14 protein-coding genes are annotated in these 16,135 nt (G+C 73.4%); 8 read left to right on the forward strand and 6 right to left on the reverse strand.

The genetic code is table 11. The annotated features are described in order from the left end of the window. The first annotated feature begins 3 nt into the window (after positions 1-3). Genes AOK03_RS33965 through AOK03_RS33995 form a run of 7 tightly spaced genes read left to right on the forward strand, consistent with a single transcriptional unit; the run spans position 4 to position 7,676 of the window. Positions 4-1,029, forward strand: a complete 1,026-nt coding sequence (locus tag AOK03_RS33965; RefSeq protein WP_055569227.1) for an NAD-dependent epimerase/dehydratase family protein — start codon at positions 4-6, stop codon at positions 1,027-1,029. Continuing rightward, a complete protein-coding gene (locus AOK03_RS33970) occupies positions 1,026-2,300 on the forward strand; it encodes a DUF4910 domain-containing protein (protein WP_079075129.1) in 1,275 nt (424 codons plus the stop codon). The genes AOK03_RS33965 and AOK03_RS33970 overlap by 4 nt, the downstream gene beginning before the upstream one ends. Beyond that, positions 2,297-3,604, forward strand: a complete 1,308-nt coding sequence (locus AOK03_RS33975) for an MATE family efflux transporter (RefSeq protein WP_055569229.1) — start codon at positions 2,297-2,299, stop codon at positions 3,602-3,604. Before AOK03_RS33970 ends, AOK03_RS33975 begins: the two co-directional genes overlap by 4 nt. After that, the gene (locus AOK03_RS33980) at positions 3,601-4,557 is read left to right on the forward strand and encodes a glycosyltransferase family 2 protein (protein ID WP_055569230.1); all 957 of its coding nucleotides are present in this window, start codon (positions 3,601-3,603) and stop codon (positions 4,555-4,557) included. The genes AOK03_RS33975 and AOK03_RS33980 overlap by 4 nt, the downstream gene beginning before the upstream one ends. Continuing rightward, positions 4,554-5,777: a polysaccharide pyruvyl transferase family protein gene (locus tag AOK03_RS33985; RefSeq protein ID WP_055569231.1), complete on the forward strand. Its 1,224-nt coding sequence runs from the start codon at positions 4,554-4,556 to the stop codon at positions 5,775-5,777. Before AOK03_RS33980 ends, AOK03_RS33985 begins: the two co-directional genes overlap by 4 nt. Beyond that, positions 5,774-6,325, forward strand: coding sequence for a dTDP-4-dehydrorhamnose 3,5-epimerase (gene rfbC / locus AOK03_RS33990; RefSeq protein ID WP_055569232.1), 552 nt, complete (start codon positions 5,774-5,776; stop codon positions 6,323-6,325). Before AOK03_RS33985 ends, rfbC begins: the two co-directional genes overlap by 4 nt. Before the next feature lie 25 nt (positions 6,326-6,350). Continuing rightward, entirely contained in the window at positions 6,351-7,676 is a 1,326-nt protein-coding gene (locus AOK03_RS33995; RefSeq protein ID WP_055569240.1) for a glutamate-1-semialdehyde 2,1-aminomutase, read from the forward strand. A 12-nt stretch (positions 7,677-7,688) separates the two neighbouring features. Here AOK03_RS33995 and AOK03_RS34000 read toward each other — a convergent pair whose 3' ends face one another. Together AOK03_RS34000 and AOK03_RS34005 are read right to left on the reverse strand one after the other, a co-directional pair. Then, positions 7,689-8,378, reverse strand: coding sequence for a phosphatase PAP2 family protein (locus AOK03_RS34000; protein ID WP_055569233.1), 690 nt, complete (start codon positions 8,376-8,378; stop codon positions 7,689-7,691). 72 nt (positions 8,379-8,450) lie between these two features. Then, positions 8,451-10,859: a SpoIIE family protein phosphatase gene (locus AOK03_RS34005; protein WP_425264441.1), complete on the reverse strand. Its 2,409-nt coding sequence runs from the start codon at positions 10,857-10,859 to the stop codon at positions 8,451-8,453. A gap of 189 nt (positions 10,860-11,048) precedes the next feature. Between AOK03_RS34005 and AOK03_RS34010 the strand changes: the two genes are divergently transcribed. After that, positions 11,049-12,089 (forward strand): lactonase family protein, encoded by a 1,041-nt coding sequence (locus tag AOK03_RS34010; protein ID WP_055569234.1) that lies wholly within the window; start codon positions 11,049-11,051, stop codon positions 12,087-12,089. Between the two features lie 91 nt (positions 12,090-12,180). Here the strand turns inward: AOK03_RS34010 and AOK03_RS34015 are convergent, their stop codons facing one another. From AOK03_RS34015 to AOK03_RS34030, 4 genes are all read right to left on the reverse strand, one after another. Further along, on the reverse strand, positions 12,181-13,125 hold the full coding sequence (locus AOK03_RS34015) for a sirohydrochlorin chelatase (protein WP_079075128.1): 945 nt from the start codon (positions 13,123-13,125) through the stop codon (positions 12,181-12,183). 95 nt (positions 13,126-13,220) lie between these two features. Further along, a complete protein-coding gene (locus tag AOK03_RS34020) occupies positions 13,221-14,210 on the reverse strand; it encodes an N-acetylglucosamine kinase (RefSeq protein ID WP_055569236.1) in 990 nt (329 codons plus the stop codon). Then, positions 14,207-14,884: a uracil-DNA glycosylase gene (locus AOK03_RS34025; protein WP_055569237.1), complete on the reverse strand. Its 678-nt coding sequence runs from the start codon at positions 14,882-14,884 to the stop codon at positions 14,207-14,209. Before AOK03_RS34025 ends, AOK03_RS34020 begins: the two co-directional genes overlap by 4 nt. A 33-nt stretch (positions 14,885-14,917) precedes the next feature. Continuing rightward, a complete protein-coding gene (locus AOK03_RS34030) occupies positions 14,918-16,003 on the reverse strand; it encodes a WD40/YVTN/BNR-like repeat-containing protein (RefSeq protein WP_055569242.1) in 1,086 nt (361 codons plus the stop codon). Positions 16,004-16,135: the final 132 nt, after the last annotated feature.

Genomic DNA, 16,135 nt, shown 5'->3' on the forward strand with positions numbered 1-16,135 from the left:
ACCTTGCGCGTACTGCTCACCGGACACCAGGGCTACTTGGGCACCGTGATGGCCCCGGTGCTCAAGGCCGCCGGACACGAAGTCGTCGGCCTGGACTCCGGCCTGTTCGCCGACTGCGTCCTCGGCCCCCGGCCCGCCGACCCGCCGGGACCGCGGGTCGACCTGCGCGACGTCACCGCCGAACACCTGGCCGGAATCGACGCCGTGATCCACCTGGCCGCGCTCTCCAACGACCCCCTGGGGGCGCTGGCGCCGGACCTCACCTACGACATCAACCACCACGCCTCCGTGCACCTGGCCCGGCTGGCCCGCGACGCCGGAGTGCGGCGCTTCCTGTACGCCTCCACCTGCTCGGTCTACGGCGCCGCGGGCGGCGGCGACCTGGTGGCCGAGGACGCCCCGCTGCGCCCGGTGACGCCGTACGCCGAGTCCAAGGTGCGCGTCGAGGACGACGTGCACGCGCTGGCCGACGGCGACTTCAGCCCGGTGTACATGCGCAACGCCACCGCCTTCGGCTTCTCGCCCCGGCTGCGCGCCGACATCGTGCTGAACAACCTGGTCGGCCACGCGCTGCTCTCCGGCGAGGTGCTGGTCCTCTCCGACGGCACGCCCTGGCGCCCGCTGGTGCACGCCGCCGACATCGCACGGGCCTTCGCCGCCGCCCTGACCGCGCCGCGCGACGCGGTGCACGACCGGGCGTTCAACATCGGCAGCGAGACCAACAACGTCACGGTCGCCGAGATCGCCGAGCAGGTCGCCGAGGCGGTGACCGGCGCGAAGGTGGTCATCACCGGGGAGACCGGCGCCGACCCCCGCTCCTACCGGGTGGACTTCTCCCGGTTCCGCGCCGCGATCCCCGGCTTCGAGTGCGAGTGGACCGTCAAGCGGGGCGCGCTGGAACTCGCCGACGCCTACCGGAAACACGGGCTGACCCGGGAGGACTTCGAGCAGCGCTTCACCCGCCTCGCCGTGCTGCGCGCGGCGTCCGAGGCCGGCACCGTCGACGAGACCCTGCGGTGGCGCCGATGACCGAGGCGGGCCGGGAGATGCACGAGCTGGTGGAGCGGCTGTACCCGCTGTGCCGGAGCATCACGGGCGACGGAGTGCGCGCCACCCTGAAGATCGTCGACGAGTACGTCCCGCTGCGGATGCACGAGGTGCCGACCGGGACGCAGGTGCTCGACTGGACGGTCCCGCAGGAGTGGAACATCCGCGACGCGTACGTCGCCGACTCCGCGGGCAACCGGGTCGTCGACTTCGCCGCGTCCAGCCTGCACGTGCTCGGCTACAGCGTGCCGGTGTCGGCGACCATGCCGCTGGCCGAGCTGCGCGCGCACCTGCACACCCTGCCCGACCACCCCACCTGGGTGCCCTACCGCACCAGCTACTACAAGCCGGAGTGGGGGTTCTGCCTGGCCCAGGAGACGCTGGACGCCCTGCCGGACGGCGACTACGAGGTGCGCGTCGACTCCACACTCGCCGACGGCCACCTCACCTACGCCGAGCACGTGGTCCCCGGACAGGTCCCGGAGGAGGTGATCGTCTCCTGCCACGTCTGCCACCCGTCGCTGGCCAACGACAACCTGGCCGGCATCGCGGTGGCGACGTTCCTGGCCAGGGAGCTGGCGGAGCGGACGCCGTACTACACCTACCGGTTCATCTTCGCGCCCGGCACCATCGGGGCGATCACCTGGCTGGCCCGCAACGCGGAGCGGGTGGAGCAGATCAAGCACGGGCTCGTGCTGGCCTGCGCGGGCGACTCGGGCAGCCTGACGTACAAGCAGAGCAGGCGCGGCGACGCGGAGATCGACCGGGTCCTTCGGCATGTGCTGACCGCATCCGAACGACCGCACCAGATCAACGAGTTCACGCCGTACGGCTACGACGAGCGGCAGTACTGCTCGCCCGGGTTCGACCTCGGCGTGGGCTCGCTCAGCCGGACCCCGTACGCGGGCTACCCCGAGTACCACACCTCGGCGGACAACCCGGACTTCGTCTCCCCGGAGGCGATGGCGGACACGCTCGCCGTCTGCCGCGAGGCGTTCGCCGTACTCGACCGGAACCGGAGGTATCTGAACCTCAGCCCGTACGGAGAACCGCAGTTGGGGCGGCGCGGGCTGTACGACGCGCTCGGCGGCCGCAGCGACACCAAGCAGGCGCAGATGGCCATGCTGTGGGTGCTCAACCTGTCCGACGGCGAGCACAGTCTGCTGGACGTCGCCGAGCGGTCGGGGCTGCCGTTCGACACCGTCGCCGTCGCGGCCGACGCCCTGCACGGCGCAGGGCTGCTCAAGGCATGACGCGGATGACCACCGAGGGGGAGAAGACGACACCGGCGGAGCCCGCCAGGCCGAGCGCCAGGCGGGCCGTCATCGGCCGGCTGTCCTGGGGCCTCGCGGACCAGGCGGCCTCCAGCATGAGCAACTTCGCCGTGGGCGTCTACGTGGCCCGCTCGCTCGGGGTGACCGCGTTCGGCGTGTTCAGCCTGGCCTGGGTGACCTACGGCGTGGTGCTCAACGTCTCCCGCGGCCTGGCCACCGACCCGCTCGTGGTCCGCTTCAGCGGCGTCCCGGAGAAGTCGTGGCGGGCGGCGGCGGCCCGGGCGTCGGGCACCGCGCTCGGCACCGGCCTCGTCCTCGGCGTGGTATCCGTGGTGACCGGCCTCGCCGTGGGCGGCCGCATCGGGTCCGCGTTCGCCTGCCTCGGCGTCGTCCTGCCGGGGCTGCTCCTCCAGGACGCGTGGCGGTTCGCGTTCTTCGCCGCGGGCAACGGCCGAAAGGCGTTCGTCAACGACCTCGTATGGGGCGTCGCCCTCGTCCCGGCCCTGCTCGTCGCGGCGCACGTCGGCAGCGTGGCGGCATTCGTCCTCGCCTGGGGCGGATCCGCCGCGGCGGCCGGGGCGTACGGCTGCCTCCAGTCCGGCATCCGGCCCCGGCTGACCGGTGCGCGCGACTGGCTCCGCGCGCACCGCGACCTCGGCACCCGCTATCTCGTCGAGAACGTCAGCAACAGCGGCGCGAGCCAACTGCGGGCGTACGGACTCGGCGTCATCGTCGGCGTCGGCGCGGTCGGCGTCATCCGGGGCGCCGAACTCCTGCTCGGCCCGTTCATGGCCGTGCTGATGGGGCTCTCCCTGGTCACCGTCGCGGAGGCGGCACGGGTGCTGCGCAGGGCCCCGCACCGCCTCGGCGCGTTCTGCCTCGTCCTCGGCGGCGGGCAGGCCGCCGCCGCGCTGCTCTGGGGCGGGGCGCTGCTCCTCGTACCCGACCGGGCCGGCGAGCTCGTGCTCGGCGACGTCTGGGGCGCCGCCTCGGAGCTCATCGTGCCCGTCACCCTCGGCGTCGTGGGCGCGGGACTCGGCACCGGCGCGGCGGCGGGCCTGCGCGCGCTCGGCGCGGCCCGGCGCAGCCTGCGCAGCCAACTGATCGCCTCCGTCTGCTACGTCACCGGCGGGCTCGGCGGCGCGGCCGCGGGCGGCACGGTCGGCTCGGCCTGGGGCGTCGCCGCCGCGACCGTCTGCGGCTCCGCCGTGTGGTGGCTGCACCTGCGGGCCGCCCTGCGCGAGCACCACCAGAACACCCTTCGTGAAGTGAGGACGTCATGACGGCATCTCGGGGCAATCCCCGGCTGAGCATCGGCCTGCCCGTGTACAACGGCGAGGAGTACCTCGCCGAGGCGCTCGACGCCCTTCTCGGCCAGACCTACGAGGACTTCGAGCTGGTCATCTCCGACAACGCCTCGACCGACAGGACCGAGGACATCTGCCGCAAGTACGCGGCGCAGGACCCGCGCATCCGGTACATCCGGCTGACCAGGAACATCGGCGCGGCCCCGAACCACAACCACGTGTTCACCGAGTGCCGCGGCGAGCTCTTCAAGTGGGCCTCGCACGACGACCTGTACGCCCGGACCCTGCTCCAGCGCTGCGTGGAGGCGCTGGACGAGCGGCCGCACGTCATCCTCGCCCACGCCGACCAGGCGGTCATCGACGAGGCGGGACAGGTCAAGGTCCCGTACGAGTACACCCTCGCCACCGACTCGCCGCGCGCCCCCGAGCGCTTCCGCAGCATGCTCTTCGAGCCCGGCGGCGACGACTTCTACGGGGTGATGCGGGCCGACGTGCTGCGCCGGGTGAAACCGCACGACAGCTACCACCACGCGGACCGCACGTTCGTCGCCGAGATCGGTCTGCACGGGCCCTTCCACCAGGTGCCCGAGCTGCTGTACTTCCGCCGCGACCACCCCACGCGCGCCGAGCGGGCGAACCCCTCCAAGCGCTCGCGGTGCGTCAACCTGGATCCGCGCCGGGCGGGCCCGCTGCACCCGACGCCCCGGCTCCTCGCCGAGTACGTCCTGGGGTTCGTGCAGGCGATCCGGCGGGCGCCGCTGTCCGCGGCCGACCGGCGTGCGTGCTACGGCCACCTGGCCGCGTGGATGACCAGCAGGGCCCGGCCCGGCGCGGGCGAGCGGGTCGAGGACCGCGCCCCGGTCGACCCGGCCAAGCTCACCGTCTCCCTCGACGACATCGTCGCCGGGCGTGAGGGGAGGCGGGCATGACTCCCGCACGCGTCGGGGTGTTCGGCCTGCTCGGCTCCGGCAACCTCGGCAACGACGGGTCGCTGGAGGCGGTGCTCGGCTACCTCCGCGCCGAGCACCCGGAGTCGGCCGTGGACGCGCTGTGCGGCGGCCCCGAGGTCGTCTCGGCCCGGTACCGGATCCCCGCGACGCGGCTGCACTGGTACCGCGGTGAGTACCGGACGGCGTCCCGCGCGGGGGCGATCGCGGGCAAGGGCCTGGGCAAGCTCGTCGACGTCGCCCGCACCGCCGCCTGGGTGCGGCGGCACGACGTGGTGATCGTGCCGGGCATGGGCGTCCTGGAGGCCACGCTGCCGCTGCGGCCGTGGGGCTTCCCGTACTCGCTGTTCCTGCTCTGCGCGAGCGGCCGCCTGTTCCGCACCCGGGTCGCGCTGGTCGGCGTCGGCGCCGCGCCCATCGCCGACCGGCCGACCCGGGCCCTGGTGCGCTGGTCGGCGCGGCTCGCCGCGTACCGCTCGTACCGGGACGCCCTGTCCCGTGACGCCATGCGGGCCATGGGCGTGGACACCGCGCGCGACGAGGTCTACCCGGACCTCGCGTTCGCCCTGCCGACCCCTGGGCCGAGCGGTCCGTCCGACCCGCCGGGCCAGGTCTGCGTCGGCGTCATGGACTTCCACGGCGGCAACGACGACCGGGCCCGCGCCGAGGAGATCCACCGGCGCTACCTCGACGGGACGACCCGGTTCGTCCGCGCGCTGGTCGAGGACGGCAGGCCGGTGCGGCTGCTGACCGGCGACGCGTGCGATGCCACGGTGGTCGACGCGATCCTCGAAGCGGTGGACTCACCGCTGGTCACCGCCGCCGAGACGGCCTCGCTCGCCGACCTGATGAAGGAGATGGCGGCCGCCGACACCGTGGTGGCGACCAGGTACCACAACCTGGTCTGCGCGCTGAAGGCCGGTACGCCGACGCTCGCGCTCAGCTATGCGGCGAAGAGCGACGCGCTCATGGACCGGATGGGCCTCGGCGCGTACTGCCACTCGGCCCGCGAGGTCGACGCCGACCGGCTCCTCGAACAGTTCCGGGCGCTGGAGAAGCAGTCGGCGGAGCTGCGGCGGACGCTCGCCGAGCGCAACCAGGTCGCGGTCCGGCAACTCAAGGCCCAATTTGCCGGGTTGACCGCGGCGCTCTTCCCGAAGACCGATCACACCCACGCCCACGCCCTGCGGGAGACACCTTGAAAGCGACCGAAGTCCCGGAGATCGACGGCGCGTACCTGTTCGAGCCGTCGCCGTACGGCGACGAACGCGGCTTCTTCTGCCGCACCTTCGACGCCGAAGTGATCCGCTCGGTGGGCCTCGACCCGAACGCCTTCGTCCAGGACAGCCTGTCCCGCTCGGCCCGTGGCGTGCTGCGCGGCCTGCACCTGCGCTCCGGCGCGGGCGAGGCCAAGCTGGTGCGCTGCTCCTACGGAAAGGTCTTCGACGTCGTCGTGGACCTGCGGAAGGATTCGCCGACCTACCGCAACCGCGCCTTCTTCGAGCTGTCCGGCGAGACGCAGTTGACCCTGTACATCCCCGCGGGGTGCGCGCACGGCTTCCAGGCGTTGACCGAGACGGCCGACACCTCGTACCGGATCGACCGCCCGCACGATCCGGCCGAGGACGTGACGATCGCCTTCGACGACCCGGAGCTCGCCATACCGTGGCCGTTGCCGGCCGCGTCGATGTCCCAGCGGGACCGGGAGGCGCCGAGCCTCGCCGAGGTCCTGAAGCAACAGGAGAGTTGAGGCCGACGTGGACACCGAACGCCCCATGGGCACCGATGAGCTCCTCCTGCCCCGGTCGCGGCAGGCGAACGAGCGGCTGCACTCCATGATCCCCGGCGGCGCGCACACCTACGCCAAGGGCGACGACCAGTACCCCGAGAACCTGGCCCCGGTCATCAGCCACGGCCGCGGTGCCCACGTGTGGGACATCGACGGCAACCGCTACGTCGAGTACGGCTCCGGTCTGCGGTCCGTCAGCCTCGGCCACGCCCACCCCCGCGTGACCGAGGCGGTGCGGCGCGAGATCGACCGCGGCAGCAACTTCGTCCGGCCGTCCATCGTGGAGGCCGAGGCCGCGGAACGCTTCCTCGCCACCGTGCCGACCGCCGAGATGGTGAAGTTCGCGAAGAACGGCTCCGACGCCACGACCGCAGCGGTGCGCCTTGCCCGCGCCGTCACCGGGCGCCCGCGGGTGGCCGTCTGCGGCGACCATCCGTTCTTCTCCGTCGACGACTGGTTCATCGGCACCACGCCGATGTCCGCGGGCATCCCGGCGCGGACCACCGAGCTCACCGTGGCGTTCCCGTACGGGGACCTGGCCGCCACGGAGGAGCTGCTCACCCGGTACCGGGGCGAGGTGGCCTGTCTGATCCTGGAACCGGCCGGGCACACCGAGCCCCCGCCCGGGTACCTCACGGGCCTGCGCGACCTGGCCGACCGGCACGGCTGCGTACTGGTCTTCGACGAGATGATCACCGGCTTCCGCTGGTCCGAGGCGGGCGCCCAGGGTCTGTACGGCGTCACCCCCGACCTCTCCACCTTCGGCAAGGCGCTGGGCAACGGCTTCGCCGTCTCCGCCCTTGCCGGGCGCCGCGAGCTGATGGAGCGGGGCGGGCTGCGCCACTCCGACGAGCGGGTGTTCCTGCTGTCCACCACGCACGGTGCGGAGACCCACTCCCTGGCCGCCGCGATGGCCGTGCAGACCGTCTATACGGAGGAGGGCGTCACCGCCCGACTGCACGCCCTCGGCGAGCGGTTGGCCGCCGGGGTCCGGGAGGCCGCGGCGGGTATGGGCGTCGGTGACCACGTCGTCGTACGCGGCCGGGCCAGCAATCTGGTCTTCGCCACCCTCGACGAGAACCACCGGCCTTCGCAGCAGTACCGCACCCTGTTCCTGCGCCGACTCCTCGCGGGCGGGGTGCTGGCCCCGTCGTTCGTGGTGAGCAGTGCGCTCGACGACGCCGACATCGACCACACCGTCGACGTGGTGGCCCAGGCGTGTGCGGTGTACCGCAAGGCACTGGACGCCGCCGATCCCACGCCCTGGATGGCGGGCCGGCCGGTGAAGCCCGTCTTCCGCCGCCTGGCGTGATGTGACGGTATGTCAGTCGGGTTCCCGGCGACCGGCGTCGGCCGTTCGATCGGCCCGCCGGTCGGCCGTCCGGTCGATTAGCCAAGCGGTCACCGGGACCACCGCCAGCGCGGTGCACCAGCCGCCGAGGACGTCGGTCGGGTAGTGCGCGCTCAGCGAGACCTGGGCCCAGCCCATGGCGGCGCCGACGACCAGCGCCGCGGCGAGCACGAGCGAGAGCCCGGCCGTTCTGCCGAGGCCGAGCCTGCCGGTCGCGAGCAGCGTCACCGTGACGGCGAGCGCGGTGGCGAAGGCGGTGTGACCGCTCGGGTATGACAGGTTTTCGTCGCCGTGAATGGTGCGTCCCACCAGGGACTTGACCACCGTCGTCGTCCCCACGGCCAGCGCGGCCCCGGCGACGATCAGCACCGCCCCGCGAGGGTGCCGGAGCAGCAGACAGCCCGCGACGGCGGCCACGACCAGCAGCGCCGCTCCGGCCGGTTCTCCCCAGAAGTCGGTGGCCAGCGCGACGTTCCGCCAGGGCGGCCGCACGCTGTCCGCCGTCGGGTCGATGAACCACCGGTCGACCCTGCCGGGTTCGCTGTGACCGGCGTACTGCATCCCGATCACGACGACCACCAGCGCGGCGAGGGCCGAGAGCAGGCCGAGCCACCTGCGCAAGGGCGAGGGCAGCACCGGGGGTGCCGCCGGGCGGCCGGTCACGGGCCCGTTCGATGCAGGGCGATGCACCTTCCCCTCCCGTCAGGGCCGTTGACGCCGCTCTGGTCCGCCACCCTAGCCAACATCAGGTCGCGGCGAACCGCCGTTGGCCGGTCCTCGTCGGTTCGGCCGGGGAAAGGCTTGTTCGGTCCAGATGGTCTTGCCGGAGCGGGTGTAGCGCGTTCCCCATCGCTGGACGAGCCGCGCGACGATGAGCAGGCCGCGCCCGCCTTCGTCGTCGTCCGCGCTGTGGCGCAGATGCGGTGCGGTGTGGCCGGTGTCCGCGATCTCGCACAGGAGGGCGCGGTCGCGGATGAGGCGTACCTGGATGGGTCCCGCGGCGTACCTCACCGCGTTGGTCACCAGCTCGCTGACGACGAGCTCGGTCGCGAACGACAGCTCTTCGAGGCCCCACGCGTGCAGCTGCCGGGTGGCCAGCTCCCGGGCCCGGCCCGCGGCGACCGGCTCCGCGGGCAGCTCCCATTCGCTGACCTGTGACGGGTCGAGTTCGCGGGTGCGGACGAGCAGCAGGGCGGTGTCGTCGGCGGTCGGACCGCTCGGCAGGAGTTCCGTCACCGCCCGGTCGCAGAGCTCTTCGAGCGACGCGTCCCGGTCGCTGAGCACCCGTCCCAGGGTGTCGAGTCCGTGGTCGATGTCGCGGTCGCGGGCCTCGACCAGGCCGTCGGTGAAGAGCGCCAGCAGGCTGCCCACCGGCAGCTCGATCTCCAGGGACTCGAACGGCAGACCGCCGAGGCCGAGCGGCGGTCCGGCCGGCAGGCCGGGGAAGGAGAGGCGCCCGGCCGGGTCGACGACCGCGGGCGGCAGATGCCCGGCCCTGGCCATGACGCAGCGCCGCGAGACCGGGTCGTAGACCGCGTACAGACAGGTCGCCCCGGTGGTCACATCGGCGTAGCCCCCATCGCCCGCCCCGGTACCACCCCACTGTTCCTCCGCCGACTGCGCCACCAGATCGTCGAGCCGCGCGAGCAGCTCGACGGGATCCAAGTCCATCTGGGCGAACGCGCGTACGGTCGTACGCAGCCTGCCCATGGTGGCGGCCGCCTGCAGACCGTGGCCGACCACGTCCCCGACCACCAGCCCGACCCGGGTCCCGGACAGCGGGATGACGTCGAACCAGTCACCACCGACCCCTGTCACGGCGTCGGTGGGCAGATACCGGTGGGCCAGGTCGACGGCCGACTGCTCAGGCAGCTTCTGGGGCAGCAGCTGACGTTGGAGGGCCAGGGAGGCGGTGCGCTCACGGGTGAAGCGGCGGGCGTTGTCGATGGACACGGCCGTCCGCGCGACCAACTCGTCGGCCAGTGCCACTTCGCCGCTGTCGAAGGTGGCCGAACCGGATCCACGCAGGAAGGTGACGAGCCCCAGCACGCCGTTCCCGGCGCGCAGCGGCACGACGAGCGCCGAGTCGTCGAGCACGAGCCCGCCCGAGGAGAGGCTGCGGTGCTGTGGTGAACCGGCCGGGTACCGCACGGGTGCGCGGCTCCCGGTGCGGTCGGCCTGCTCGGCCGGGCAGCGGGCGACCCGCACCAGCGATGTCGCCGCCTCCTCGCCGGTCGCGGGCACCTCGCCCTCCAGCACCGCCTCGACCAGGTCGACCGTGACCGTGGCGGCGAACTCCGGCACGGCCACCTCGGTGAGCTTCTCGGCGGTGACCCGCACGTCGAGGGCGGTCCCGATGCCGCGGCCCGCCTCGACGAGCAGGGCGAGACGGCGCTGGGCCCGGTGGCGGTCGGAGATGTCGAAGGCGTCCTCGCACACTCCGATCACGCGTCCGTCGGCGTCCTGGAGCCGGTAGTAGGCGCAGGACCAGAGGTGTTCGGTTTCCGGGTCGCTGGGCGGGCGGGCCTGGAAGTGCAGGTCCAGAAAGGGTTCGCCGGTGTCCAGCACGTGACGCATGACCGCCTCGAGCGTGGGCGGATGCCCCTTGGTCACGAATTTCCCGTCCGAGTACAGCTGATCGGCCCGCATCCCGCGGAACTCGGCGAACGGTCGCCCCATCTCCCGTTCGTACGCCGTGTTGCACCAGGTCAGGCGCAGGTCGGCGTCGTAGATGCCCAGGCCGACGGGGGACTGGGTGGCCAGTCCGTGCAGCAGGGCGAGGCGCGACTCCCACAACCGGAGATCCGTCAGCTCCGTCGCGACGAGGACACGCACGGCCGAACCGGCGCCCGGCAGGGTGCACACCGCGGTGGCGACGGTCAGCTCGCGCCCGTCTCGGTGCCGGGCGACGCGGATCTCGTTTCCCTGGAACTGGAGCGGGGGCCCGGCGGCGGTCGCGCCGGGCGCCAGGAAGTCGGCCACCGGCCGCCCGACGATCTCGTGCGGCGCATAGCCGAGGAGCCGCTCCGCCGCGGGGCTCCATCCGATGACCGTGTCCCGGGCGTCGAGAACCGCCGTGGCCGCCCTGGTGACGTCGAGGGGACCACGAAAGTCGGCTTCCTCCGCGCTCCCTGCCGTCACCACTCCACACCAGCCCCGTTCGTCCCCCTACAGAATCCGCTGACACCAGGACCCGCACAACCGCGGCACGCCCACCCGGCAGACGGCGTGCGCGAACGCACTCCGGCCCGGGCGTTGGTCTAGACCGACTGCTAGCGTCAGCCGCACGAGCGGCGTGACGGATGTGGCGCCCGGGGTGAGAGGGGACAAGTCGTGGTCGTCGGCAGGCAGGCGGGGCGGGCGTACATCGGATCCTTCACGGCGGCCGGAGGGGCCGGGGTGCTCACCGCGGCCGTTGCGCCGGACACCGGGGCCCTCACCGTTCTCGGCGCCACGGACGCGGTCGCCGACCCGTCCTACCTCGCGCTCTCGCCCGACGGCCGGACGCTCTACGCGGTCAGTGAGACCTCCGACGGCGGCGTCGCCGCGTTCCGCACCGCGGGCGACCGGACCGAGCTCACGGGGCCGCCCGTCCCGGTCGGCTCGGCGCCGACCCACCTGGCCCTGTACGACGGGCACGTGCTCACCGCCAACTACGGGTCGGGCAGCGTCACCGCGGTGCAGGTGCGGGCCGACGGAACCCTCGCCCCCGCGCCGTCGAGCGAGCTCCGGCACACCGGCTCGGGGCCGCACCCGCAGCGCCAGCAGGGCCCGCACGCCCACCAGATCCTCGCCGACCCGAGCGGCCGCTGGGCGGTCGGCGTCGACCTCGGCACGGACTCGGTGCGCGTCTGCGCGTTCGGGCAGGACGGTCTGACCCTGCACCGCGAGGTGGCCCTGCGTCCGGGGTCCGGCCCGCGGCACCTCGTGTTCCACCCGCGCGGCGACCGTGCGTACGTCCTGAACGAGCTCAGCCCCACCCTCACCGTCTGCGCCTGGGACGCCGTCGAAGGCTCGCTCAAGCCGCTCGGCGAGCTGCCCGTACTGGCGGAGGCCCCGGAGGGCGACGCCTACCCCTCGGGGGTCGTCATCGCGCCCGACGGGCGGTTCCTGTGGACCGCCACGCGCGGCCCGGACGTCATCTCGGTGATCGCTCTCGACGAGGCGGGCGACGCGCCGAGCCTCACGGCGACCGTGCCGTGCGGCGGGAACTGGCCGCGCGACCTGGCGATCGACCCCGTCGGACGGCACCTGTACGCGGCCAATGAGCGCTCCGGGAACGTCACCTGGTTCACGATCGACCGGCAGACGGGCATCCCGAGCCGCGCGGGCTCCGTCGAGGCACCCGCGGCCTCGTGCGTGATCTTCGACTGATACGGGACGGCACGGCTCGACGGGACGTTCGTACGACGACGGGCCCGCCCCCACATCGGGGCGGGCCCGTTCTCGTACACACGCAGCGGCTTCAGTGCGCGGGGGCACCCGAAGGCTGCTGCGGCGTGATGCCGAGGGTCGTCGTGTACTTGGCGAGCGCCAGCTTGCCGATCGCCGGGTAGGGGCCGAGCGGCTCGGCGACGGAGCAGCCCGCCTCCTTCGCGGCCGCGTCGAGCAGGGCGGAGTCCAGCTCGGGGCCGATCAGGTACGGCGCGAGGGCCAGCTGGGTCGAGCCCGAGCCGAGCAGCTGCTCGGCGGTCGCGGCGATGGCGCCCTCCTGGTCGAGCGCGGCGGCCATCACCGGCACCGCGAGGCGCGCGGCGAGCAGCATGCCGGTGATCCCGGCGGCCTGCACGGCCTCCTCGCCGCCGACCGTGGCCAGCACGATGCCGTCCGCGGCCGTCGCCACGGTGAACAGGCGGGCGCGGTCGGCGCGGGCCAGACCGGCCTCCGAAAGGCGCACGTGCAGGGCCTCGGCGAGCAGCGGGTGCGGGCCGAGGACATCCGTCAGCTCGGCGGCGGCGCGGCTCTCCATGAGAGCCTGCCGGATGCGGCGCATCAGGGCGCTGTCGGGGCCCGCGAGCAGCGGCACGACGACGGCGACCGGACCCTCGGGATCGGCCACCTCGGCGCCCGCGGCGCGCGCACGCTCGACGCGGGCGGTGCGCTCGGCGGCCGCGTGCGCGAGCACGGACTGCAGCGAGGGGAACTCGGGGAAGGACGTGACGGTGGCGTCCTCCTCACCGTCGACGTAACCGATTCTGGCGTCGAGACCGGGCAGCTCGGAGCGGGCGATGCTCACGACTTCCTCGGCGAGGCTGCGCGTGGTGGTGCTGGGGGCGCCCGGCACGGCGAGAACAAGTGCGGGCGCGCCCTCAGGAGCCGCGACGGGCTCCGGACGGCGGTGCCGGCCCGGCTGACGGGGGCGCGGCATTCGTACAGGCAGGCCGGATGCGGGCCCAGTGGGGGAGCTCATGCGCCCGCATGCTACTGGCTTGCGGGCCATCTCTGTTCGGGGAGGGTGCAGGTGGGCGGTATAAGTCCGTTTTTGTCTGATGAATTACGTAGAGGTCAACTGTCACCTTCTCCGTGGACGGAGAGCATGCGTGAGTCGAGCGGCAGCCGCAACCGGTCCGCGGCGATTTCGGCCGCTATGTGCAGCGCGCCGTCCAGCGGGTCGCCGGCCGCGGGGACCGGCCGCGTGTGCGGCAGTTGTTCCGCCACTTCGGCGCGCAGAGGTGCGAGCAGTGGCTCGCCCAGCCGGAACAGGCCGCCGGTGAAGGCGACTTCGCAGGCGTCGGCGGAGGGGCAGACGGCGGCCGCGGCCTCGGTGATGTGACGGGCCGCGGCCCGCAGGATGCCGTCCGCCACGGAGTCGTCGGCGGCGCATGCCGCGACGTCGGGCGCGAAGGAGGCGAGGACCGCGGGGCGGTCGGTGCGCGGATAGAGCTGCCCCGGCAGCCCGGCAGGCGGACCGAACACCGCCTCGGCGCGTGCGAGCAGCGCCCGCGAGCCGCCGCGTCTGCCGTCGTGCGCCCGCATCGCCGCTTCGAGTCCGGCGCGGCCGATCCAGGCGCCGCCGCCGCAGTCCCCGAGCAGGTGCCCCCAGCCGTCGGCGCGGTGCCAGGCGGTCAGGTCGGTGCCGATCGCGATCATGCCGGTGCCCGCCGCGACGACGGCGCCGGGGCGGTCGCCGAGCGCTCCCGCGTACGCCGTGACGGCGTCGGCGGCCAGCGCCGTGCGGCGTACGCCCAGCGCCTTCGCGAGCGCGGACGGCAGTTCGGCGCGGAGGTCGTCACCGAGGGTCGCGAGGCCCGCGGCGCCGACGGCGACGGCCGTGATGTGCCCGCCGCCCGCCCGCTCCAGCAAGCCCCGCGCCATGGGCAGCAGTTGCGCCATGAAGTGTCCGGCGTCGATGCCGCGCGGGCCGGTGCGCACCGGCTCCGTCGAGCGCACCGGGTCGGGCCGCCGCAGGTCCCGCGGCACGACCAGGGCCGCCCGCAGTCCGGAACCGCCCGAATCGACGCCCAGCACGCACGCCCCGGGCTCCCCGGTCGTCACGGCAGCCGCCAGTCCACCGGCTGTGCTCCCTGCTGGACCAGCAGGTCGTTGGCCCGGCTGAAGGGGCGCGAGCCGAAGAAGCCGCGGTCCGCCGACATGGGGGAGGGGTGCGCGGACTCCACCGACGGCAACTGCCCGAGCAGCGGCCGCAGATTGCGCGCGTCGCGGCCCCACAGGATCGACACCAGCGGCTTGCCGCGCGCGGCAAGCGCCCGTATGGCCTGCTCCGTGACCTCCTCCCAGCCCTTGCCGCGGTGCGCGGCGGGTTTGCGCGGGGCGGTGGTGAGCGCCCTGTTGAGCAGCAGGACGCCCTGTCGGGTCCAGGGCGTGAGGTCGCCGTTCGTCGGCGCGGGCAGCCCCAGGTCGCCGTTCATCTCGCGGTAGATGTTGACGAGGCTGCCGGGCAGCGGCCGCACCTCGGGCGCGACCGAGAACGACAGGCCCACCGCGTGACCGGGCGTGGGATAGGGGTCCTGGCCGACGATCAGGACGCGGACGTCGTCGAAGGGCTGCTGGAAGGCGCGCAGGACGTTCGCCCCCGATGGGAGATAGGTGCGTCCCGCGGCGACCTCCGCGCGCAGGAAGTCCCCCATCGAGGCGATCCGTTCGGCCACCGGTTCCAGGGCCTTGGCCCAGCCGGTCTCGACGATTTCATGCAAGGGTCGTGGTGCCACGGCGTCACCCTACTGCCGTAACGGCGGGGGCGATCAACCGATGGCCGCGGCCCGCACGCACAGTACGTCCGGCAGGTGCGAGGCGAGCTGCTGCCAGCTGTCGCCGTCGTCCGCCGATGCGTACACCTCCCCGTTGCGATTGCCGAAGTAGATGCCCGCCGGGTCGCAGTCGTCGCTGCACATGGCGTCGCGCAGCACCGTGCCGTAGTGGTCCTCGTGGGGCAGGCCCGTGTTCAGCGGCTCCCAGGTCTCGCCCGCGTCGGTCGTGCGGTAGACGCGACAGCGGTGGTCGGCGGGGACGCGGTCGCTGTCGGCGGTGATCGGGAAGACGTACGCCGTGCCGCCGCGGTGGGGGTGCGCGACCACCGCGAAGCCGAAGTCGGAGGGCAGCCCGCCGCCGATGTCGGTCCAGTGCGCGCCCGCGTCGTCGCTGCGGTACACGCCCCAGTGGTTCTGCAGGTACAGCCGGTCCGGGTCGGCCGCGTCCCGCGCGACCTTGTGCACGCACTGCCCGAACTCCGGGTTCTGCTCGGGCAGGAACACCGCCGAGACGCCGTCGTTCGAAGGGGCCCAGCTCGCGCCGCCGTCCCGGGTGCGGAACACCCCGGCGGTGGACACCGCGACCGTCACCGCACCGGCGTCGCGGGCGTCCGTCAGCACGGTGTGCAGGCCCTCTCCGCCACCGCCCGGCACCCACTTGGAGCGGGTGGGGTGCTCCCAGAGCGGACGGACCAGCGAGAAGGACTCCCCGCGGTCCTCCGAGCGGTAGAGCGCGGCGGGTTCCGTGCCCGCGTACACGACGTCCGGTTCGGCGGCCGCCGGGTGCAGCTGCCACACCCGCTCCAGCGAAGCGCCGGTGTCCTTGGGGAACTTCACGGCGGGCTTCGACGGCTCCGTCCAGGTCCGCCCGAGGTCGTCGGAGTGGAAGACGGAAGGGCCCCAGTGCGCGCTGTCACCTCCGACGAGGAGGCGCGGGGCGGGGCCGCGGGTGTCGATGGCGACGGAGTACACCGCCTGTGCGTTGAAGTACGGGCTGTCGTCGAACTCCCAGGCGCCCCCTCGCCTGCGGCCGATGAAGAGGCCCTTGCGCGTGCCTACGGTCAGGATGATGTCGGCCATGCCGACCACCTCCGGGACGTCGTTGTCTCAGGTATCGGCCAGTTTGCACCCCGGCACTGACAGTCTCCCCCGGACACGGCATCCGTGCAGGTCAGCGCCGTGTCCCCCGGCCTGACCCGCCGCCCTCGGCAC

This window comes from Streptomyces atriruber (assembly GCF_001418325.1).
GTDB lineage: Bacteria > Actinomycetota > Actinomycetes > Streptomycetales > Streptomycetaceae > Streptomyces > Streptomyces atriruber.

Excerpts from the sequence above, each read along its gene's own strand:
- AOK03_RS33980 (WP_055569230.1), top strand. The coding sequence starts at position 3,601 with ATGACGGCATCTCGGGGCAATCCCCGGCTGAGCATCGGCCTGCCCGTG.
- AOK03_RS33985 (WP_055569231.1), top strand. The coding sequence starts at position 4,554 with ATGACTCCCGCACGCGTCGGGGTGTTCGGCCTGCTCGGCTCCGGCAAC.
- AOK03_RS33970 (WP_079075129.1), top strand. The coding sequence starts at position 1,026 with ATGACCGAGGCGGGCCGGGAGATGCACGAGCTGGTGGAGCGGCTGTAC.
- AOK03_RS34015 (WP_079075128.1), bottom strand. The coding sequence starts at position 13,125 with ATGAGCTCCCCCACTGGGCCCGCATCCGGCCTGCCTGTACGAATGCCG.
- AOK03_RS34030 (WP_055569242.1), bottom strand. The coding sequence starts at position 16,003 with ATGGCCGACATCATCCTGACCGTAGGCACGCGCAAGGGCCTCTTCATC.
- AOK03_RS33995 (WP_055569240.1), top strand. The coding sequence starts at position 6,351 with ATGGGCACCGATGAGCTCCTCCTGCCCCGGTCGCGGCAGGCGAACGAG.
- AOK03_RS33975 (WP_055569229.1), top strand. The coding sequence starts at position 2,297 with ATGACGCGGATGACCACCGAGGGGGAGAAGACGACACCGGCGGAGCCC.